The organism is Methylobacterium sp. 17Sr1-1, from assembly GCF_003173775.1.
In the GTDB taxonomy this organism is placed as follows: Bacteria; Pseudomonadota; Alphaproteobacteria; order Rhizobiales; family Beijerinckiaceae; genus Methylobacterium.
Genome location: NZ_CP029552.1, coordinates 2,445,834 through 2,466,242, shown reverse-complemented (window position 1 = coordinate 2,466,242; position 20,409 = coordinate 2,445,834). Strand labels below are relative to the sequence as shown.

15 protein-coding genes and 1 pseudogene are annotated in these 20,409 nt (G+C 67.6%); 7 read left to right on the top strand and 9 right to left on the bottom strand.

Translation table 11 applies throughout. The annotated features are described in order from the left end of the window. Positions 1–7: 7 nt before the first annotated feature. Together DK412_RS11160 and DK412_RS11155 are read right to left on the bottom strand one after the other, a co-directional pair. Positions 8–1,477: a C25 family cysteine peptidase gene (locus tag DK412_RS11160; RefSeq protein WP_109972009.1), complete on the bottom strand. Its 1,470-nt coding sequence runs from the start codon at positions 1,475–1,477 to the stop codon at positions 8–10. A 9-nt stretch (positions 1,478–1,486) separates the two neighbouring features. Then, on the bottom strand, positions 1,487–2,800 hold the full coding sequence (locus DK412_RS11155) for an alpha/beta hydrolase (RefSeq protein WP_109972008.1): 1,314 nt from the start codon (positions 2,798–2,800) through the stop codon (positions 1,487–1,489). Positions 2,801–2,966: 166 nt separating this feature from the next. Between DK412_RS11155 and DK412_RS11150 the strand changes: the two genes are divergently transcribed. The 3 genes from DK412_RS11150 to DK412_RS11130 all read left to right on the top strand — a co-directional run bounded on the left by DK412_RS11150 (position 2,967) and on the right by DK412_RS11130 (position 10,747). Further along, positions 2,967–3,593 (top strand): hypothetical protein, encoded by a 627-nt coding sequence (locus tag DK412_RS11150; protein ID WP_204165546.1) that lies wholly within the window; start codon positions 2,967–2,969, stop codon positions 3,591–3,593. Between the two features lie 1,944 nt (positions 3,594–5,537). After that, positions 5,538–10,388 (top strand): PAS domain S-box protein, encoded by a 4,851-nt coding sequence (locus DK412_RS11135; protein ID WP_109972006.1) that lies wholly within the window; start codon positions 5,538–5,540, stop codon positions 10,386–10,388. Next, on the top strand, positions 10,385–10,747 hold the full coding sequence (locus DK412_RS11130) for a response regulator (RefSeq protein WP_109972005.1): 363 nt from the start codon (positions 10,385–10,387) through the stop codon (positions 10,745–10,747). Before DK412_RS11135 ends, DK412_RS11130 begins: the two co-directional genes overlap by 4 nt. Here DK412_RS11130 and DK412_RS11125 read toward each other — a convergent pair. Together DK412_RS11125 and DK412_RS11120 are read right to left on the bottom strand one after the other, a co-directional pair. Then, positions 10,720–11,814, bottom strand: coding sequence for an HWE histidine kinase domain-containing protein (locus tag DK412_RS11125; RefSeq protein ID WP_204165545.1), 1,095 nt, complete (start codon positions 11,812–11,814; stop codon positions 10,720–10,722). The genes DK412_RS11130 and DK412_RS11125 overlap by 28 nt on opposite strands. Positions 11,815–11,904: 90 nt before the next feature. Beyond that, the gene (locus DK412_RS11120) at positions 11,905–12,624 is read right to left on the bottom strand and encodes a Crp/Fnr family transcriptional regulator (protein WP_109972003.1); all 720 of its coding nucleotides are present in this window, start codon (positions 12,622–12,624) and stop codon (positions 11,905–11,907) included. Positions 12,625–12,781: 157 nt separating this feature from the next. Between DK412_RS11120 and DK412_RS11115 the strand changes: the two genes are divergently transcribed. Beyond that, positions 12,782–13,315, top strand: a complete 534-nt coding sequence (locus DK412_RS11115; RefSeq protein ID WP_245447580.1) for an EAL domain-containing protein — start codon at positions 12,782–12,784, stop codon at positions 13,313–13,315. Between the two features lie 173 nt (positions 13,316–13,488). Here the strand turns inward: DK412_RS11115 and DK412_RS11110 are convergent, their stop codons facing one another. The 5 genes from DK412_RS11110 to DK412_RS30925 all read right to left on the bottom strand — a co-directional run bounded on the left by DK412_RS11110 (position 13,489) and on the right by DK412_RS30925 (position 17,097). Beyond that, positions 13,489–15,003 carry a carboxypeptidase M32 gene (locus DK412_RS11110; RefSeq protein ID WP_245447578.1) on the bottom strand — a complete coding sequence of 505 codons (1,515 nt, stop codon included), beginning with the start codon at positions 15,001–15,003 and terminating at the stop codon, positions 13,489–13,491. A gap of 22 nt (positions 15,004–15,025) precedes the next feature. Beyond that, on the bottom strand, positions 15,026–15,592 hold the full coding sequence (locus DK412_RS11105; protein ID WP_109972002.1) for an ATP-dependent Clp protease proteolytic subunit: 567 nt from the start codon (positions 15,590–15,592) through the stop codon (positions 15,026–15,028). Between the two features lie 87 nt (positions 15,593–15,679). Then, on the bottom strand, positions 15,680–15,973 hold the full coding sequence (locus DK412_RS30150) for a hypothetical protein (RefSeq protein WP_204165544.1): 294 nt from the start codon (positions 15,971–15,973) through the stop codon (positions 15,680–15,682). Between the two features lie 163 nt (positions 15,974–16,136). Next, a complete protein-coding gene (locus DK412_RS31370) occupies positions 16,137–16,262 on the bottom strand; it encodes a hypothetical protein (protein WP_280953981.1) in 126 nt (41 codons plus the stop codon). A 502-nt stretch (positions 16,263–16,764) separates the two neighbouring features. Next, positions 16,765–17,097, bottom strand: coding sequence for a hypothetical protein (locus tag DK412_RS30925; RefSeq protein WP_245447576.1), 333 nt, complete (start codon positions 17,095–17,097; stop codon positions 16,765–16,767). Here DK412_RS30925 and DK412_RS11090 point away from each other — a divergent pair. The 3 genes and pseudogenes from DK412_RS11090 to DK412_RS11080 form a co-directional block, all read left to right on the top strand. Continuing rightward, a pseudogene (locus DK412_RS11090) lies at positions 16,979–17,326 on the top strand (hypothetical protein); the annotation flags it as partial. The gene DK412_RS30925 and the pseudogene DK412_RS11090 overlap by 119 nt on opposite strands. A 175-nt stretch (positions 17,327–17,501) precedes the next feature. Continuing rightward, a complete protein-coding gene (locus tag DK412_RS11085; RefSeq protein WP_109972000.1) occupies positions 17,502–19,013 on the top strand; it encodes a HAMP domain-containing sensor histidine kinase in 1,512 nt (503 codons plus the stop codon). Next, the gene (locus tag DK412_RS11080; RefSeq protein ID WP_109971999.1) at positions 18,983–20,404 is read left to right on the top strand and encodes a sigma-54 dependent transcriptional regulator; all 1,422 of its coding nucleotides are present in this window, start codon (positions 18,983–18,985) and stop codon (positions 20,402–20,404) included. Before DK412_RS11085 ends, DK412_RS11080 begins: the two co-directional genes overlap by 31 nt. Positions 20,405–20,409 lie beyond the last annotated feature (5 nt).

Sequence of the window (20,409 nt, the reverse complement as noted above, 5' to 3'; positions counted from 1 at the left end):
CGATGCGCTAGACGGACGGCCTCATATTCTCCACACGCAAGCGGACGGCGGGATCGCCGATGACGACGTAATTGCGCGCGTCGTCCCGTGCGATCCAGAGTTTCGCCAACTGCTGGGCGCTCGTCGTCCCGCGCTCGAAATCACGCATGGCATCGGCCAGCGGTGCGCTAAGCACGGCCCATTTCAGGTTGAAACGGTCCAAGGCGTTGCCGACGCGACGCCCCATGAGGATGAGATCGAGAACCTCCCGCATGCCGGTCGTCTGGATGCCGCCGGAGGCCGTCCTGAAGGAATAGGACCAAGCCCGATCGACGTGGGCGACGACGGCCAGGGCGCCGCCTTCGGGATGGGCGAGCATGGCCTGCGGAAGCCGGGCGATACGCGGAGCGTCGGCGATCTGAGGCGCGCGCCCGTTCTCGTCGCGGAACGTGTCGTACATCTCCCAGCCCCCGCCGTAGCAGGCGAACATGAAGTGGATCATGCCGCTGAGATTCATGTCCTTCACGTCGGATGCGCTGAAGTAGTCCGTCGGCTGGACGGGGTGACCGGGTTTCCAGTCCTGGCAGACCAGCGCGCCCTGGTGTTCGACCTGCAACTCGTGACCCCGGTCGAAGGCCATGCCGTGGCCTCCCGAGAACAGCAATGCGGGCGCGGCCTTGCCGTCGTCCCCGCCTCCGCGCAGCGCCGTCACCAGCTTTTCCTTCGTGGCGTCGTCCCCGATAAGCGGCTGGACGTGGAATTTCTGTCGGCGCCCGAGCGGCCTGGCGCCGCCTTCGTCCAAGAACGGCTTCGCGACGTCGCGCGTGAACATCCGCGTCGCGGCATCGAAGGCGTGCTCGGGCGCGAAGAGGACGGCTCGCTTGACGTACTGGGGCGGTCGTTCGGCCTCCTCGTAGGCGACCACGCTTCGCGCGTATTGCGCGTAGTCGTCGCAGGCCGGGAAGAAGATGCGTCCGACTGCCCAGTAGGTGTCCAGGACGTACTGGAACGACATCGGTATGGAGGCCGGCGAGCCGACGATCAGTAGGTAATAGGGGACACCCTTCTCCGGATCGACGATGTCCAGGCCGGGCTTGTAGCCCTGGCGCCCGAGCCACGCGACCGCGTCGTCGTCGGGCCGCACGTCCTCGAACGCGTGGTAATGCTTGCCCGCCTGTGCCTTTCGCTTCTCCAGCAACGGCGCAAGGGCGCGCTTGACGTCGTCGCCTATGTCGGCCGCGAAGATGACGCCCCATCCGGCCTGGGCAAGATCCTCCGGGTCTAGCGTGTGGTCGATCCCGAAGCTCTCCAGCTCGACGCCGTCGACCGTCACCGTCCTGGCCTTCTTGATCCGGTTATCGACGACAGTCAGCGACGCCGATCCCTCGCCCCGGATCAGGCGCTCGACCGCCGCCGGGTCGGGCTGAGGCAGCACCGCTCCGGTCGCCGCCGACACGCCGTTGGCGACCAGTTCCTCGTCCATCTCGTCTATGGGCATGTCGGATCCTCACGATGTCCGGGCGCCGGCCAGGGCGGCCTGCCAGACGGCGTGGGCGACCTCGGGGCCGTCGATGTCGTTGTGTGCGCCGGAGGAGCCTCCGCCATCCTTGATGAAGCGGTCGCCATCGAGGTTGTAGATGCGCCCGCGCTCGAAGCCGTACTGATGCGCGGCGTCCTCCAAGTCCGCCTCGACGGCCGCCTGCGTCAGCCCCTTGGCCCCGAACGTGCCGACCGCGCCGTAGCGGGGCAGCTCTCCGATGGTGGAGTAATCGACCTGATCCGCCACCCCCGCCCCCAGCGGATAGTAGCGGCCCAACGCGACGTCGTGCCGGCTTCGGGTGATGATGATCGGTCCGGTGACGAGCCCTTCGGCGATGAGGCGCTGGAAATAACCCGGCCGGCCGGGCGAGACGGGAATGTCATCGCAATACGACCAGAGCGACAGGGCGCCCTGCACCAGCGCCAGGGACGAGACGGCCTGACCCTTCCCGGCTCCGCTCGGCCCGCAGACCATGGCCGAGGCGACGATGGAGCCGAAGCTGTGGCCCATGATGTGAATCCGCGCGCCCGTTCCACGCCGAAGGTCCGCCAGGAAGGCGTTCAGGCCCGATTCGCCGAGCGCGCGCGCCCGCTCCTTCATCTTCCAGAACGAGAGCTGCCGCAGGGGGGCGAGGATGCCGCCCAACCCCTCGCTCCACCCGAAGCTCGCCTCCGCTTGGGCCGCATTGAAGTAGGTCTGCGGATCGAAGGGCTTGCGGTCGTCGCCAGGGGCGCCTGCCTCGCCCGCCGAGCCGATCTCGGTGAGCAGGGCGTCGATCTCACGATAGGCGTCCTCGGCATCGGGCGGAAGGCGGGCCGCGTCGGGCTCGCGCTCCGCCGCCGCGACGACCCGCTCCACCGCCTCACGCAGTCCCGGCCGTACGCCGAGCCGCTGCGTGTAGAGTTCGACGAGGTCGGTCCCCATGGAGAAGGAGGCCGCGGGCCCAAGCTCCTCGTCGCCCCAGGGCAGGCTCGGCCAGTGCACCCCGATCCGAAAGGGCCTGAACCCGGACGACAGCCGTGTCATGGCCTCCGCGTCCGGCGCGAGCGCCACCATCGCGCCGAACCAGCGGTCATACTGGTCGATGGCGGCTGGCACGTCGCCCTTCCAGCCATGGCACTGGATGAAGATGTCGGTCGCCCGCTCCTGCACGGCCCGCCGGATGATATGCGCCGAAAAGGGTCCGCCTTCGCCGACGGGGTCGTCCCGCTCGACGCCCTCGCGGTCGAAGGCTAGCAGCGCGTAGCCTTCGGGGCGACCCGGCAACGTTCTGTATGGCATCGTGTGTCCTCGACAGCGCAATCGAAGCGAAGACGTCGCGATCCATGCGACATTGCTCGCTTGCGGAAGAGTGAGCGCGATATTACGCTTCCGTCAAGGTGATGCGAGTTCGGGCAGTCGAGCCTTCGCCGACGGTCCAGGGCGTTCTTCAATCGTACGGAGGTAGGTGATCATGGAAGATGAGCGTCGAGCTGAAGCCGACGGCGCGGGCAGCAAAGTGCGGACCTTTGGGGACGCCGAGCCTGACGACTACGCAAAGGCGTTCTCGTTGGAGGGTGGCGAAGACTTCGACTTGCATGTCGATCTGGACGCGGAGCCCGAGCACGAGAGCGATGTCGATTTCGGCCCTGTGACGGGTTGGCGTCCCGCCAACTGCCTAGAGACATTGAAGACCCAGATCAACGCGAGATGGCCCAATCGGCGTAAGTCGAGCGACGGGATGATTGGGGACGACAGACATTGTGCGGTCGTCACCGACAAGCCGTCCGATCACTGCGCGCATGTGCGGGACGGTGGAGTCGGGGTGGTGACGGCCTACGACATAACCTTCGATGATCGTGCGGGTATGTGCGATGCGCACGCGGTAGTCGAGGCTATTCGGCGCAGCAAGGATCCCAGAGTTAAGTACATCATCTCGAATGGGAAGATCTGCAGCTCGTATGCGGTTGGCCAAGTCCAGCCCTGGGCTTGGCGGCCGTACAAGGGCTCGAACAAGCACACCAAGCATGCGCATCTCTCGGTCGTCGCCACCAAGGCCGCCTACGACTCGACGAAGCCGTGGGTGATCGAGTGAGACTGTCCTTGTGGTCTTTGACGTAGAGCCGTTTTCTTGGACGCTGATCGCTCAGAACATCGTCCCGAAAGGTGGCTTCTTACTTTGAGGAAAAGACGATGCAGCACGGCGGTCTAGAGAATGGTTCGAGTATAGAAACCAGAACGCCTCTCTATAGCCATGTTCGACGCGAGCGCATTGGGCAATTGTCTACAAGTTTTGGCTTGCTCTGCAGTTTCTCAACGAATCGGTGTCCGCTTCGGCGGAATGCGCTTGCTTTGAGGCCACGGGAGGAGCTCGCGACGACGTTTGATACGCACCAAACAGGGCCGCGCCTATCTTTCCCGGCGAGCAGCAGCAGGTCTGACTAGAACCCAGGGCCCCGCCACTGACGCCAGTTCCGTGCACCGTCAGGGTGGCTACGCCCTCCCTGGTGCCGTCCAAAGGAAGGTCCCGGCTACCGGGGATCGGGTGAAGCAGGCCACTGCCTTCTGAGGTCGTGACCGCCCCGGGGAGGTTCGCTTCTCCGCTCAGAGCAGACGCGTCATCCGGCAAGCCGCTAGGTCTGCAAGGGGTCAGGACCGGCGGTTCGGGTCGGGGTGAGCGCCAACCTCGCCCTACCGGGCCCGACGCTCGGCTCGAACAGTCATCGCCACAGTTGCGGAAGTGCGGGCAGGTGCGGGCACTGCCGGCTGCATCATCATCGGGGATGCTGGTCAGTGGCCTCGGCCGGCCAGTGCGATAGCGTCAGCTCCGGCGGGCAAGCGCATCGGACAGGCTGGGTTGGTTGCAGAGCGCCAAACCACCTCCGCCACGTCGATGGATCACGTCACCGCGGTCGCGGACTTCCCGTTGCCTAGTCGCAAAGGCTTTGCGAGCGAAGCCCGCGTATGGCCCTGAGGAGCATGTGGCGGGGTTCGTCGTCCGACGGCAACAATTAGGCGTCCACGACAGCGTGCTGCATCCCGAGATCGTGCTACACCGTCGCCACATAAGGGTGCTACACTGCTGCTACGCGTAACAGGAAAAACGCCTGATAAATCAATGTTCTGTGGTGACGTGCCCCGAATCCCGTAGGGCGCGCCAGCAATCTCAACGAGTTAGCTGGCGCTTTGCCACGGTGTGCAGTTTTCGTTGCCGAAATCGTTGCGAAGTGGGTCGCTCGATGACACGCCCCCGGCCAACGATCACCGCGCGTTGGCCCTCCGGCCGAAACGTGCTGCCGGCCGCGATGCTCAGGCATTCCTGAAGGATGAGGCAGAACGCCTCGGGTCCGATCCTCTCGCGATCGCCCGAAGCGTCGAGAGAAACGAGCAGTCGGGTTTGATGGTCCTGGCGCTGCTGGGCTCACGCGCGCGGCAGTTTGCCCACCCAACCGGCCGAGGGACGTTCCCCGCGCGCTGCTCGTCATGAACGTCGTTGATGACCTCGTCGACGCCGGATGTACGAAGGCTGAGGCCTTTTCCATGGCGGGCCGGTATCTCGCCGAGCCGAGTCTTCGGGCTCGCCGCCGCATAGCCGCAGGCTTCAGAGATGAGGTTGTCACCGGGAAGGGCCCGGCTCCTAGGCCTATGACGCCGAGTGCGGTCCGTTCAGCCTATAATTCAGCTCGAGACCTCGCCGCTGAACTCTGGTTTCAGGATCCTGCTGAACAGGATCGTCTGTCGCCGAACGCCGGTTGATGTGTAACCTTCATCAGCTTGGCGGTGCAGCTCGGCAACTGAACCTAAGCTGTTGACCCGTGTGCGGGGATCAGGCGTCAGCAATGCGCCATCTCCGGGCTTCGAGTGGGCAGGCGCCGAACCGCCGCTCTAATTCCTAAGCCGACGTCTGAGCAGCAGCCGATGACCGTCAGGAGGGAGCGGAAAGCCACTGTTGCGGCTCTGCCCTCGAGCGGACATGGTTTGCCCCCCATGAGCCAAGGGCGGAGGTGTCGTGTCAGAGTGGCCTCACGGCAGCGGCGAGATGGCCCGACGCATCCGCATGCACGATTGGGCTGCAACCCCGCTCGGACCGACAGAGGGTTGGGCGTCCTCTTTGCGAACAGCGGTCGACATAGTGCTGGCAATGCCAGGCCCCGCGACGATCCTGTGGGGTCCGCAGAACATCCAGATCTACAACGACGCCTATGTCAGCATCGCCAGGAGCCGGCACCCCGCGCTCCTCGGTCGCCCTGTGGCGGAAGGCTGGCCCGACGCCTACGAGACCGTGATCGCGCCGCTCATCCATAGCGCGCGTGCCGGACGTGCAACGCGGCTCACAAGGTTTGCGGTCGCTCTGCGCAGGCCCGACGGGCAGCTGGAGGAGCGCGTCTTCGATACCGACTGGTCGCCACTTCGCGATGAGACCGGTGAGGTCGCGGGTGCGCTTCAGACGCTGATCGATGCGACCGACAGGCACCACGCTGAGACGGCCTTGCGGGAGGGTCAAGCGCGGCAGGCATTCCTTCTGCGGCTCACCGATACGCTGCGCGCCGAACTGGACGCGGATACGATCGTGGACCGTGCCGTACACATGCTGGCAGAAGAGCTGGTGCTCGACCGCTGCTATGCGACCGCGATGTACCCGGACGAGAATCGGGTCGACGTCACCCATGAGTTCCGGCGCCCTAATCTTAATCCAATGCCTGCGCGGCTCCGTTTCTCCGACTTTCCGGAGGCGGGCAGACAAAGTTTTGACCGAACGCTGGTCTTCAACGACACGGCGAACGATCCTGAACTGACCAATGCCGACAAACAGGCGCTCGCGGCGATGAGCTTCGGGGCGTTCCTTTCTCGGCCGTTGCGCAGTGGAGCAGGCAACCCGATCTGGGCATTGGGGGCTGTAAGCTCGCGGCCGCGGCCCTGGACGCATGGTGAGATCGTCTTGATCGAAGAGGTCACCGAGCGCACGTGGGCAGCAGCCGAGCGTGCGCGGGCCGAGGCGGCGCTGCGCGAGAGTGAGGAGCGCAATGCGTTCTTGGTCCGGTTTTCCGACGCGGTGCGCGGCCTAGCCGACCCCGCGCTCGTCGCAAGAGAGACCTGCCGCATCCTCACCGAACAGCTCGGCACCGACCGCACGCTCTGGGCCGTGCTCGATTGGGAAAGACGAGAATACGTGGCGGATTGGGCGTTTCTCGCGAACGGCACCCCGGTTGAACCCTCACGATGGCCCTTCGACGAACGGGAGCCATTCGCCCGAGAGCACCTCGCCGGGCGCCCGGTCGTGTACGATGACGTTGCGGTTAATCCCCTCATTCCCGATCCGGTCAAGGCGGCCATGACCGAACGTGGTCTCCTCGCGGGCATTGCTGTGCCGGTCGTCGTGGCCGGAAAGCTCGTGGCAGTTCTGAACACGAGCCAGTGCAGAGCGCCTCGCCGCTGGCGGGCGGAGGAGATCGCCTTCGTGAAAGTGCTTGCTCAGCGCGCCTGGGGCGAGATCGAGCGTGCGCGGGCCGAGGCGGCGCTGCAAGAGAGTGAGGAGTTGCGCCGCATCGCGCTCGAGAGCGGCGGGATGGGGGCTTGGCAGTGGGATACGCGAAGTCGCTCGGTTCGGGCGGACGAACCGTTCCAGCGGCTCTGGGGGGTCTCATTCGGTGATCGGCCGCACCCTGTCTCGGTTTACACGGAACGGATGAGCCAGGAGGGTGCTGCCGCGCTCGATGCCGTAATGGCACGGGAGCCGGTGCAGGGGGAAGTGCTTCAGGATCAGGTGGAAGTAATCCACGGTCCCACGGCAGGCCGGTGGGTTCAGTGGCGCGGGCGCGCCGATCGCGACCGCCCCTGGATCATCAACGGTGTCAGCTTCGACATCACTGTGCAGCGAAGCGCGGAACAGAGACTGCGCGAAAGCGAGGCACGATTCCGTAGCCTCGTCATGGCTGGCACTTACCTGATGTACCGTATGAGCCCGGACTGGCGGCAGATGTACGAGCTGTCCGGCCAGAGCTTGCTGGCCGATACGGTAGAGCCCGCCGAGGACTGGGCCGACGTCTATCTCCTGCCCGAGGACAGGCCCGTGATCTTCGCGGCCATCAAAGAGGCGATCCGGACTAAGTCGCTCTTTGAGCTGGAGCATCGCGTTCGCCTTGCCGATGGCGGGGTCGGCTGGGTCCTCTCGCGGGCTGTCCCGATTCTCGGGGCCGATGGCGAGATCGTGGAGTGGTTCGGGGCGGGCAACGACGTCACCGCGCGAAACGAAGCACAACAGAGGCTGCGCCAAGTCGAGGAACGGCACCGGATCGACCTGGAGCAGCAGGTTCGCGAGCGAACGACCGAACTTCATGCGAACCGTGACCTGCTTCAGGCGACGATGGACGCGTCGACAGACATGATCCAGGTGTTTGCGGCGGTCCGCGACAAAGAGGGAAAGATCGTCGATTTTCGCTGGGTGCTTAACAATCACACCTCAGAAAGCCATTACGGCAAGGTTCATGGTGAAAGCCTACTCCAGCGCAATCCAGGCGTCGTTGTGGAGGGCATCTTCGACGCCTTCAAGCGTGTGACTGAGACCGGCGTGCCGGAACAGGCCGAGCGGCATTATGCGCACGAGCAGTTCAACGGCTGGTTCTACCAGTCGGTCGTGAAGCTCGGGGACGGAGTGGCGACGACGACGAAGGACATCACCGAATGGAAGGCGGCGCAGGAGGAACTGCTTCGGCTCCAGGCGCAGGTCGCGCAGGCGCGGATCGACGAGAGCGAGGAGCGCTTCCGCGGGCTGGTGCAGGGCATGGCGCAAGCCGTGTGGGAGACGGATGCAGACGGGTTGGTCGTTGCCGACAGCCCGAGCTGGCGCGCCTATACGGGCCAAACTCTGGACGAGTGGCTGGGCTATGGCTGGCTGGATGCGATCCATCCCGACGACCGTGCCTTCGCCGAGCGGCAGTGGCATACGGCCGTCGCCGCAGCTCGGACTGTCGATGCCGAGTTCCGCCTGAGGCATGCGGGCGGCGGCTGGCGCTGGACCAACGTGCGATCCGTCCCCCTCAAGGCTGGCGACGGATCGATCCGCCGCTGGTCCGGCATAAACCTCGACATCAGCGAGCGAAAAGCGGTGGAAGAGGCGCTGCGTCGGCGTGAAGAGGAACTGAGGGTCATCACCGACAACGTGCCGGCGATGATCGGCTTCTACGATCGCGAGTTTAGATACCGCGTTGTCAACGAGGAGTTCGCACGTTTCTTCAAGAAGCCAAAGGAGGAGATCCTCGGTCGCACCGTCGCTGAGGTCGCTGGTGAACGGATCTTCGCCAACTTGAAGCCGTGGATGGAGAGGGCGCTGGCGGGTGAGCAGGTCCGCTTTGAGGACGAGGGCTGGCGAGCCGCGGATCCGACGCTCTGGGGCTGGACGGAGGAAAACTACGTCCCGCATCGGAATGAGGCTGGCGAGGTCGACGGCTTCCACGCTCTCGTCTTCGACATCACAGATCGCAAGCGGCACGAGCGGGCTCTGCGCGAGAGCGAGGCACGGTTCCGGCTCCTGGTGAAGAGTGTGCGCGACTACGCGATTTTCACCACCGACCGAGATGGCATCATTACCTCATGGCCGGCCGGCGCCGCCGCTGTTTACGGTTGGTCGGAAGCCGAGATCCTGGGCCGCTCGGTCGAGTTGACCTTCGTGCCGGAAGACGTCGCCAACGGGCAGCCTCAGAAGGAGCGGGAAACAGCAATCCGCGAGGGGCTGGCGCCGAACGTCCGGGAACATCTGCGAAAGGACGGGACACGCATCTTCATCAACGGCTCCACGCAGCCTCTGATCGATGTGGACGGCCAGACCCGCGAGTTCATCAAGATCGGTCAGGACGTCACCGAGCCGCGGCGGATGCAGGAGGCGCTGGCGGAGAGTGAAAAGCGGCTGCGCACACTTACCGAAGGAATGCCGCAGCTCGTCTGGCGATCAGCGGATGGGGGCCGCTGGACCTGGTCGAGTCCGCAATGGCAGGCATTCACGGGGCAGAGCCTTGAGGCGAGCCTCGGGTTTGGCTGGCTCGAGGCTGTCCATGTTGACGACCGTGAGATCGCCACAGCTGCCTGGAGGCAGGCGGTCCTCACAGACTTGATTGGTGTTGAGTATCGAATTCGCAGAGCTTCGGACGGCGCTTATCTTTGGCACCACACTCGCTCTGTGCCGGTCCGCGACGGAAGCGATCACATCGTCGAGTGGCTCGGCACAACAACAGACGTTCAGCAGCTGAAAGAGTTGCAGGAACGTCAGGACGTGCTTGTCGCCGAGCTGCAGCATCGCACCCGCAATCTGCTCGGCGTGGTAAGAGCCCTGTTCCAGGAGACCATGAAGAGGAGCGGCTCGCTATCTTCCTTCAACGAGCAGTTCGGCGAGCGCTTGAACGCACTCGCCCGGGTCAATGCCATGCTCTCCCGCTCGGGCCAACCGCGCATCACGATCGGCGAGCTGGTTCGGACCACGCTCGATGCGTTGGGCGGGAGCGCCATGGGGGAGCGTATCCGGTTCGATGGGCCGGAGGTACGGCTGCGGAGCTCGATCGTGCAGACCCTCGCGCTGGCGCTGCACGAATTGGCCACCAACGCCCGCAAGTACGGCGCTCTCGCGGCCGAGCAGGGCCGACTGGAGGTAACCTGGTCGACGCAGCAGTCGGACGGCGAGGGGCAGCGCTTGGTCGTGGAATGGGTCGAGCACGGGCGCGCGCCAATTCAGGTTAAGGCAGAGACGTCCCGACGCGGCTATGGCCGGGAGCTGATCGAGCGGGCGCTGCCCTACGCCCTCAAGGCCCGGACGCATTACGAGCTGGGCGAGGATGGGGTGCGCTGCTCCCTTGACCTGCCGCTCACCCGAGCACCCCGACGGGAAAGGACCTCATCATGACCTCGACGGACCCCTCCGCCGGCTACCGCGTACTGCTGGTCGAGGACGAGTACTTCTTGGCGCAGGAAATGGCCGAGGTGTTCGAGAGCCGCGGCGCTGAGGTGGTCGGCCCGGTGCCGAGCGTGGAGGAGGCTCTCGACCTGATCACCGCGACGGCCCGCCTCGATGGAGCCGTGCTCGACATCAACTTGCAAGGTGAGATGGCCTACACCGTTGCCGACGCGCTGGAAGCGCGGGGGGTGCCGTTCGTGTTCGCCACCGGCTACGATCAGGAAACGATCCCGAAGCGCTACGCGCGGGCGCAGTTCTTCGGCAAGCCGCTCGTCGCGGCTCAGGTCGCCGAGGCGCTCCTCGCCTGAGCGGCGCCGAGCGGCAGGGCAATCACGCAACGCAGGCCGGTGGGCTCGACGTCCCAGCTCACCTCCGCCTTTATCTCGTAGGGCAGTGTCTTCAGGAGCAGCTCGGAGCCGAAGCCGGAACGCCGCGGCGCTCCCACCTGGGTCAGGCCGCCACTCTCCTTCCAGGTGAGGACGAGCCGCCGCGCAATCGCCTCGTCCACCCGCCAGCTGATTGCGATCCGCCCGGACGGCATGGCGAGCGCGCCGTACTTGATGGCGTTGGTGGCCAGCTCATGGATGGCCAGGCCCAGCCGCTCCCCCAGCCGCTGCGGCAGGCGGATGTCGGGCCCCGTGAGCGTCACTCGCTCATCCTCTCGGATCTGGAGGGCGAGCAGTTCCTCCGCCACCACCAGCGACAGGTCTGCATCGGCCGCCGAAGCACTGCTGAAGATGGACTGCACGCGGGCGATCGCGTCGAGGCGCCCGTCGAGGTGGAGAGCGAGGTCCTCCAGCGTGTCGCTCGTCTGGATGCTGCGTCTCACCACCGCTCGAGTCACTCCGAGGGTGTTGCGGATCTGGCGTCTCAGCTCGGAAACCCCTGCCTGATCTCGGTCGGACATCTGCGAGGTAGCCGGGCTGGCTTCACGCAGGATGATGAGCATACCTGCGGGACCGTCGCCCTCGTCGACGAGGGGGGAGCAGGCGAGGTCGAGCCGGGTTCGTGCCGGCCAGAGCGTGACGCCGGACAACTCGGTGGCCCGGCCTGCCAAAGCGGCCCCGAGCGGATCGGCCGCGTGTTCGACGAGCTCGGGCCAGACCTCCGCCAGCCTGGAACCGATCAAATCGGAAGGGTCCACCCCGGTCAGGGCTGAGGCCGCGTCGTTGCCCACCAGGAAGCCAGGAGGCTCCCAGCCAAGGACCATCGGGACCGACGCGCGCAGGATCAGGTCGACGGCACTCCGAAGGCCTCTCGGCCATGAGGTGGGAACGCCGAGCGGCGTGGTCGACCAGTCACGGGCACGGATCAGGGCTCCGGCTTGGCCGCCGTCCTGGGGCCAGGGTTGGCCTCGTCGATGCTCAACACTCACGCGGTGCTCCCTCGATCAAGGCAATCAGCGACCCAGGTGAACGACCGGCCACATAGGTAACGTTCCAACGGGTTGCGCGTGCGCATCGAGCTACCGGCCCCCCTGATCGAGATGGAGGTAGTTCGGGTTGAACAACCCGACGTCTTCGAGCGCAGGGAGGTTCAGAATGGTGATGCGCCCACCTTTCCAGGTCATCAGCTCCGCGGTGCGCAGCTCCTTGAGGGTGCGATTGACGTGGACCGAGGAGATCCCCAGGGCATCGGCCATCTCGGTCTGAGTGATCGGCATCTCGTAGCCGCGATCGCCAACCAGGCCGACGACGCTCAGGCGGTGGAAGAGTTCGCACACGAGGTGAGCGACACGCTCGAGGGCCGTGCGCCGGCCGACAGTGACGATCCGCTCGCGGTAATTGGCCGCCGTGACCAAGGTCTCCCACCAGAGAGCCTGGGTGAGGCGCAGGTTGCCGTCGAGCATCTGCCGCAGCTGTTCGGGCGAAATCTGTGCCAGTGTTACGGGCGAAAGGGCGCCGATGGAATGATCCATGTCGCGGAGAAGAAAGACGTTGAGGTCGCACAGGTCGCCCGGCAGGAGGAACGACACAATTTGGCGGCGACCGTCCTCGAACTGCTTGTAGCGACAGGCCCATCCCGAGAGGATGAGGTTGACGTGGCGCGGGGTCTCTCCCTCCGCGATGATGTCGCAGCGCGGCTCGACGTTGCGCAGCCGAGAGGAAGCTGCGTGCTGGAGGATGGATTTATCATCGTCGGACAGACAGGCAAAGCGCTCCAACTTTCTAGTGAGTGGGTTCATGGTGCCGGATCCGCGCCGTGACGCATCCGTATCAGCTCCAACCCGAGCTGTTCCTAACCTGCGATAAAAGCGAGGAGGCCATCTCCGCCGGCCTTCCCGTTACCGGGCGGCGCACGCTTCTGGTGCGCTCTACCGCGCAAAGGACGAGAGCCGGAACGTGCACCGCCGCTTCGAGCCCGCAATGGACGCGGCGGCGGAGGCGCGGCGTAGATTGCAACTTGACCTGCGACAGGCGCTCGCCCGCGGCGAGTTCGAGGTTCATTACTGGCCCATCGTATCGGCGTTGGCCGGGCTGCCGGTCGGCGCGGAGGCGCTCGTGCGGTGGCGCCACCCCGTGCGCGGGCTGGTCCCGCCGGGCGAGCTCATCTCGGTCGCCGAGGAAACGGGCCTGATCGTGCCGCTCGGAGAACCGGTGCTGCGAACCGCGGTGGCCGACGCGCTGCGCATGCCCCCGAACCTTCGCGTCGCGGTCAACCTTCCGGCGGTGCAGGTGCGTCGGGGAGACCTGCTGCAAGTGGTGCGCGGCGCTCTGGCGGCGGCGGGCCTGCCGGCGCGCCGCCTGGAGCTGGAAATAACCGAGAGCGTGCCGATGGACGACGGCTCGCGCATCCGCGAGATCCTGGATGATGTGTGTGGGCCCTCAGGGTCGGGCTGGCACTCGACGACTTCGAGACCGGCTACTCCTCGTTGAGCGGCGTCCGTGGTGCGGGCGGTCGTCGGTTTGGCCCGCGCTCGGCATGACGGTCACGGCGGAGGGCATCTGCGCGCGAAGGCGAGCGCCACACGCAGTAGGCTGCCTGTTCGAGGACAAGGCCCCCGGTAGCCTGCTTGCTAGCCGGCCTGGAGCCGCCGCATCCCCAGGCCTCAATGCGCCGCCTCGCCGAGGTAGCGTGCGCGCAGATGGTCAATGAAGACCTCCGGCTCCAGCGGACGCCCGGTCGCCGCCACCATCAGATCCTCGGCCTCCAGGAGGGACGCCCGGCCATGCACGTTGGCGCGCAGCCAGTGCCTCAGCCGTGTGAAGTCACCCCGCCCGAGGGCCGGGACGGTGTCCGAGTCCGCCTGCGCGGCCGCCTGAAACAACTGGGCCGCCGCCATCGCCCCCAGCGTGTAGGTTGGGAAGTAACCCCAGCTTCCGCCGGCCCAATGGACGTCTTGGAGGCAGCCCCGCGCGTCATCGGGCACGTCGAGGCCGAGCCAGTGCCGCATGCCCTCGTCGAAGGCGCCCGGCAGGTCCTCGACGGCGAGGTCCCCGGCGACCATCGCCCGCTCCAGGTCGAACCGCAGAAGGATGTGCGCCGGGTAGGTGACCTCGTCGGCGTCGACCCGGATCAGCCCCGGCTCGACCCGGGTCATCAGGCGGTGGAGGTTGGCCTCCTTCCAGGCCGGGTCGTCGACGCCGAAGGTCTCGGAGGCGCGTGGGCCGAGGTAGGATGCGAATGCCCGGTTTCGGCAAGCCTGCATCTCGATCAGCAGCGCCTGGCTCTCGTGGATGCTCATGGCGCGCGGGGCACCGACCGGCTGGTACAGCCATTCCTCCGGACGTCCCTGCTCGTAGAGCGCGTGCCCGCTCTCATGCATGACGGCGGACACGGAGCTGAGCGGATCGCGCTCGTCATAGCGCACCGCGACGCGCACGTCGTGGTTGGCGCCGCCGCTGAACGGATGCGGGCTGACGTCCAGGCGCCCGTGGTCGAAGTCGAAGCCGACCGCGTCGAGGAGCTGACGCGCGAGCCGTTTCTGGTCGCCGACCCGGTATGAACCTGAAAGGGGCGAGGGGGCGGGCCGGCGGCGCTGATGCTCGCAGGCCTCCTGGATCAGGCCGGGGAGCACCTTCCGAAGCCCCGCGAAGGTCGCCTCCAGCTTTGCCTCGGTGAGCCCCGGATCGAAGCCGTCGAGGAGCGCGTCGTAGGGTGACAGCCCGAGTGCGGCCCCTTTCGCCGCGCCGGTCTCGCGCTGCAGGGTCAGGACCTTCGCCAGCTTCGGCGCGAACGAGGCGAAGTCGTTGTTCTTGCGCGCTTCCTGCCAGGCCTGCTGTGCCTTCGACGTGGCCCGCGCGCTCGCTTCCGTGAGATCGGCCGGCACGGCCGAGGCTTCAGTGAAGGCGCGGCGCATCTCTCGCAGGTTGGCCTTCTGCCACTCCCCGAGGTCGCCGGAGGCTTCCTCGGCCTGGTCGAGGAGGTCGCGCGTGCGTGAGGTCACCAGCAGGTCGCGCGCGACCCGCTTCAGCGTCGCGAGTTGCTCGGACCGGTCGTCCGCCGCCCCGGCCGGCATCATCGTGTCGGCGTCCCACTCCAGCAGGCCGCCGATGTCCGTGAAGGTCGCCGCCCGGGCGAAGATCCGCTCCAAGGCGGGGTAGGGTTCCATCGGCTTCGTCATGGCGTGCCTGCCTCGCTCGTGACTACAGGAGACTCGCCACGAGCCTGCGTTCCAGTGCCTCGTCCGCCGTCAGGTACCAGTTCGTTTCGGCGCGCTCGCGGATCTCGTCCTCGGAAACATCCGTGTCCTTCACCAACTCCGCGAACCCTTGCATCTCCAGCTGCAAGCCCTTCTCCAGTTCCGCGACCTTCGAGCGGGCAACCTGCAGGGCGGCCGGCAACGGGCCGTCGACGGAGGTGTCGCCGCTTGTGCGCCGGCCGTGGATCAGCAGGGCGGTATCCCTGGCGAGATAGCGGCAGCAGCGGGGGAAGGCCGCCATGATGGTGATGCCGGCCGAGTAGACCGTCGTCATGCCGACGAAATGCATCTCCTTGTGCAGGTGCTCGCGGCACAGGCGGACCTGCTGCGCGATCCGCCGGCCGATGTCGGCGTCGCCGCCCGAGGTCATCAGCTCCACGACCAGGGGGCCATCCTCGTCCATGACCTCGTCGAGGCGCTTGAGGAAATCGCCCAGCATCGCCTCGTCGACGGGCCCGTAGAGACGGACGTGGGGGTGCAGGAGCCTGTCGATATCGTGCTGCTGTTCCATGAGCGGGCTCGCCTGTCGCGCGGCGGAGCGAGACCGTCTCCCGCTCCGCCCGGGTTGCCGGTTCGATGTCGATCGTCCGCACCGGCCCTACTGGCGCTCGTCCAAGCCTGCCTGCCGGTTCTTCTCGGATGCCTGCTCGTTCCTCTGGCCCGTTTGTCGGTTCTCCTGACCGGATTGCTGGTTGCGTTGTCCTGTCTGCTGGTTCGCTTGCCCCGATTGCTCGTTGCGCTGGCCGCTCTGGCGGTCGCGCTCCGAGGCTTGCTGGTTCTGCTGCCCGGTTTGCCGGTCTTGCTCAGATTGCTGACGTTCGTTGTCCATTGGTGTCACCGTCATCGAGAGAAACAGGCCCGCAAGCAGCGGGCCTGATCGAAAAATCCTCATTGTTATGCGTTGTTCCTTCCGATGGTTTTCTATGAGATGGAATTCAACATAAGATAAAACAGCACGGCACAGATATTAACATGAGCCAAAATTCAACGGACGTTACCTGATGGACATGTGGGCGGCGGACACCCTGAGGTAACGCCACGCTCGCCCTTCTGCCTCATGGCACGATGGAGGCCGGGGCCAGCGAGGCTCCGCGGGTCGGCTCGGCGACGAGCGGTGAGCCCGTGGCCGCCATGATGGCCCGGAGTTCGTAGATGCCGGCATCCACCTCCTGGTATGTCATGAGGCCGGTCCGCGGGATGACCCTGCCCGTCGGATGTCGGCCTGGGTAGAGCATCGGCTTGAAGGCATTGCGGTCGAGTTTGCCGCATCGCCTGCTGGGTGACCTGGGGCAACTACGCCCTTGTACGGACTAAACCGACTTACAGCCGGTCGCTGATGTGCCCCAACTTGCTGATGTCATGGCCGCCGCTTTCAGGTCCGCTCTTGCTGTCGGAGCGGACAGCAGAACAGGCGCGGAGGAAGGTCCGGAAGGGGTCAGGACCGGCGGTTCGGGTCGGGGTGAGCGCCAACCTCGCCCTACCGAGCCCGACGCTCGGCTCGAACAGTGATCGCCACAGTTGCGGAAGTGCGGGCAGGTGCAGGCACTGCCGCTCCATCATCAGCGGGCATGCCGGTCAATGGCCTCGGCCGGCCAATGCGATGGCGTCAACGTCGGTGGGCAACCGGATCGGACGGGCCGGGTTGGTTGCGGCGCGCCGAACCGCCTTCGCCACGTCGATGGATTACGCTACCGCGGTCATGGACTTCCCATTGCCAAGTCGCAAAGGCTTTCCGAGTGATGGCGAGTGCCGGACCTTCCTCCGCAAGCACGGGCTGCCGGTCGCGACCGAGATCGCGCGGGCGGGCACGACCGAGAGGAACACGCCCAGGGCCGACAGGAGGGCCATGCCGCGGTCGCGGTGGCGGATCGTCCGGGCGGCGGCCGTGTAGCGGAAGGTGAGATCCTCGGCGACGGGCGTCCCCTCCGCGAGGTGCCGCTGCAACAGGCGGGTGGCCGACCGCGTCGGGGCGAAGCCCGTGGTCGCCGCCTGCTTCCTCATCGGCGCGGCGGCCATCCGTCTCCTGACCGGCGGCTTCCCGATCGGTGTCCTCCTGGCGACGGTCGCCATCGTGGGCCTCGGCACCAGCGGACCGCAGACGCTGATCTACGGGCTGGTGGCGAACTCCTACCGCACCAACGTCCGCAGCGCGGGCGTCGCCTGGTGCGCCGGCTTCGGCCGCCTCGGCGGCGTGGACGGTCCGGTGCCGGGCGGCACCCTGGCCGGCGGCGGGTTCGCTCTCGAGACGATCTTCGTCATCCTGGCCGGCATCGCCGTCTTCGGCGGCCTCCTGGCCGTCGTCCTCCCGGCGGTTTGCGCGGGCGGAGGCGTGTGGGAGAAGAGCGGGCGCGCCCGGGAGGTCCACTCCCGGTCGTCTCCACTCCGGTCATCTCCGCGAGAGCCGCCCGCCCCGCCGTCCCATGCCCCCCCGCCTCCGCTCCCTCCGTGCCCATCTCCTCGCGCTCTGGATCCTGCTCCTCGCCTCGGCGGCGGCCACCGCCTACCTGCTCGTCGAGTTCTACACCCAGTCCGCTGCCGTGCAGGTCGCCCAGGCCGAGCTCCAGGTCGCCCGCGCCTGCCGCGAGATCGGCGACCGGTACGCGTTCTTCGGTGCCGGCTGGACCGGCAGCGTCACGGAGGTCGACGACGCCCTGAAGCGCCAGCTCACCGACGTGGTGGTGACGGCGCTCGCCAGCCATCCGGGGGTCGAGGGCGGGATCTGGACCGCCTCGGCCGGCTCGGCGGCCTACGCGTTCCCGACCTACGAGGGCACCGGTCCGAAGACCGACCTGCCCGCGGCCGAGATCGACACGATCCGTCGCGTCAACGCCGAATCCTTCAGCGCCGAGCGGCCGGTGGCGACGCGGCGCGCCTCCCGTACCCAGACCCTGGTGGTGCAGGGCTGCCCCCTGCGCGGCCCGATCCAGGGAGCGACGGCCTGGACCATGGCGCGGGTCTACACCGACCAGGGCCGGGCCTACGGCCAGCTCGTCGCCGGCTTCGGCTTCCTCGCCGCCACCGTCCTCGGCTCGGCCCTGCTTCTCGGGCGGCTCCTGCTGCTGCTCGGCCGGCGCATCGCCCGGCTGGAGAGCCAGCTCGGGCGCGACGCCGATGCCGACGGTGTCCCGCCAGACGGCGACCTGCCCCACCTGGCCCCGACCGGGCTGCGCGAGCTCGACCGGCTGGTCGAGGCGCTGAACGCCGCCGGCACCCGCCTCGCCGCCGCCCGCCACCGCGCCGCGGAGGCCGAGCGGCTCGCCGCGCTCGGCCAGCTCGCGGCCGGCATCGCCCACGAGATCCGCAACCCCCTGGCGGCGATCCGGCTCAAGGCCGAGAACGCGCTGGCCAGCGCCGATCCGGCGCGGGGCCGCGCCGCCCTCGACCTCGTGCTCGACCAGGTCGCCCGCCTGGACCGGCTGCTGCGCGACCTCCTGAGCCTGACCCAGCCGCGGCGCCCGGTCCTGGCCCCCACCGATCTCGGCCTCCTCTTGCACGACTGCGCCCATCTCCACGAGGATCTCGCCCGGGCGCGAGGGGCGGCGATCGCGGTGGCGGAGGTGACGACTGAGCGCCCGCTCGTCGATGCCGGCCAGATCCGCCGCGCCCTCGACAACCTCGTGCTCAACGCGGTCCAGCACAGCCCGGCGGGGAGCGTGGTGCGGCTGTGGGCCGGACGGGAGGGCGACCGGCTGCGGATCCGCGTGACGGACCAGGGGCCGGGCGTCCCCGATTCCCTCAGGGCCCGCCTGTTCGATCCCTTCGTCACCGGCCGCCCGGACGGGACCGGGCTCGGCCTCGCGATCGTGCGCGAGATCGCCCGCGCGCATGGTGGACAGGCGCGGCTCGCCGCCCCACCTCCTGACGCACCGGGTCCCGGCGCGACCTTCGAGCTCGATCTGCCATGGACCGCCTCACCCCCGCCCGCATCCTGATCGTCGACGACGACCCAGCCTTGCGCGAGGGGCTGGCCGAGACGGTGAGCGATCTCGGTCACCGCCCGGTCCTCGCGGCGTCGGGCGCCGAGGCGCTGGCGCGGGTGGCGGCCGATCCGGGGATCGCCGCGGTGCTCCTCGACCTGCGCATGCCCGGCGACCTCGACGGGATGGCGGTGCTCCAGCGCCTGCGCGCCGGGCCGCGTCCGCCGCCGGTCGCCGTGCTGACGGCCTTCGCCAGCGCCGAGAACACCATCGAGGCGATGCGGCTCGGCGCCTACGACCACCTGACGAAGCCGGTCGGCCGGGCCGAGCTCGCCGGGCTCATCGGCGGCATGCTGGCCCTCTCGGCCTCCGCGGCGGCGGACGTCCCGGTCCCGGCGGCGCCCTCGTCCCTGATCGGCTCCAGCGAGGCGATGCGGCGGGTCCAGAAGGCCGTGGGGCTCGCCGCCGACAGCGACGCGACGGTGCTGCTCCAGGGCGAGACCGGCACCGGCAAGGAGGTGGCGGCCCGTACCCTCCACGCCCATGGCCGGCGGCGCAACCGCCCCTTCGTGCCGGTGAACTGCGCGGCGATCCCCGCCGACCTCCTCGAGAGCGAGCTGTTCGGCCACCTGCGCGGCGCCTTCACGGGGGCGATCCAGGACCGGCCCGGCGCCTTCCGGGAGGCCGAGGGCGGCACGCTCTTCCTCGACGAGATCGGCGACATGCCCCCGTCGATGCAGGCCAAGATCCTGCGGGCGCTCCAGGAGCGGGTGGTGACGCCGGTCGGCGGCCGGCCCGCGCCGGTGAACGTCCGGGTGGTGGCGGCGACCCACCGCGACCTGCCGCGCCTCGTGGCGGAGGGCGGCTTCCGCCAGGACCTGTTCTACCGCCTCAACGTCGTGCCGATCACCCTGCCGCCCCTGCGCGAGCGCCTCGCCGACATCCTGGCGCTCGCCGAGCATTTCCTGTGCGCGAGCGGCGCCGGGCCGAAGCGCCTCGGGGCGGAGGCCGCTGCCGCGCTGATGCGGCATCCCTGGCCCGGCAACGTGCGCGAGTTGCGCAACGTGATCGAGCGGGCGGCGGTGCTGGCCCGCGGCGCGGTGATCGGAGCGAGCGATCTAGGCCTGTCGGATCCGGGTCTCCCGGGGGAGGCGCCGGGTTCGGACGCGGCCCTGCCGGCCTGGCTCGACGGCGACCTGCCGGGCGCGGTGGCGCGGCTCGAGGAGGCGATGATCCGCCGGGCCCTGCGCGCGAGCGGCGGCAACCGGGCGCAGGCCGCCAAGAGCCTCGGCATCCAGCGACAGCTCCTCTACGCCAAGATCGAACGCTACGGCCTGCGCGACGCCGAGGTGTCGGAATATCCGACGGCGGATGTCGCGAATCCCGACGGCCGCACCCTCGCATGACGCAG

What these genes read in the sequence shown, in the direction of transcription:
- DK412_RS31370 (WP_280953981.1), bottom strand. Translation starts at nt 16,262, where the DNA reads ATGACATACCAGGAGGTGGATGCCGGCATCTACGAACTCCGGGCCATC.
- DK412_RS11105 (WP_109972002.1), bottom strand. Translation starts at nt 15,592, where the DNA reads ATGGAACAGCAGCACGATATCGACAGGCTCCTGCACCCCCACGTCCGT.
- DK412_RS11085 (WP_109972000.1), top strand. Translation starts at nt 17,502, where the DNA reads ATGCCCCCCCGCCTCCGCTCCCTCCGTGCCCATCTCCTCGCGCTCTGG.
- DK412_RS11120 (WP_109972003.1), bottom strand. Translation starts at nt 12,624, where the DNA reads ATGAACCCACTCACTAGAAAGTTGGAGCGCTTTGCCTGTCTGTCCGAC.
- DK412_RS11080 (WP_109971999.1), top strand. Translation starts at nt 18,983, where the DNA reads ATGGACCGCCTCACCCCCGCCCGCATCCTGATCGTCGACGACGACCCA.
- DK412_RS11160 (WP_109972009.1), bottom strand. Translation starts at nt 1,477, where the DNA reads ATGCCCATAGACGAGATGGACGAGGAACTGGTCGCCAACGGCGTGTCG.
- DK412_RS11135 (WP_109972006.1), top strand. Translation starts at nt 5,538, where the DNA reads ATGGCCCGACGCATCCGCATGCACGATTGGGCTGCAACCCCGCTCGGA.
- DK412_RS30925 (WP_245447576.1), bottom strand. Translation starts at nt 17,097, where the DNA reads ATGGCCGCCGCGCCGATGAGGAAGCAGGCGGCGACCACGGGCTTCGCC.
- DK412_RS11110 (WP_245447578.1), bottom strand. Translation starts at nt 15,003, where the DNA reads ATGACGAAGCCGATGGAACCCTACCCCGCCTTGGAGCGGATCTTCGCC.
- DK412_RS11155 (WP_109972008.1), bottom strand. Translation starts at nt 2,800, where the DNA reads ATGCCATACAGAACGTTGCCGGGTCGCCCCGAAGGCTACGCGCTGCTA.
- DK412_RS30150 (WP_204165544.1), bottom strand. Translation starts at nt 15,973, where the DNA reads ATGAGGATTTTTCGATCAGGCCCGCTGCTTGCGGGCCTGTTTCTCTCG.
- DK412_RS11130 (WP_109972005.1), top strand. Translation starts at nt 10,385, where the DNA reads ATGACCTCGACGGACCCCTCCGCCGGCTACCGCGTACTGCTGGTCGAG.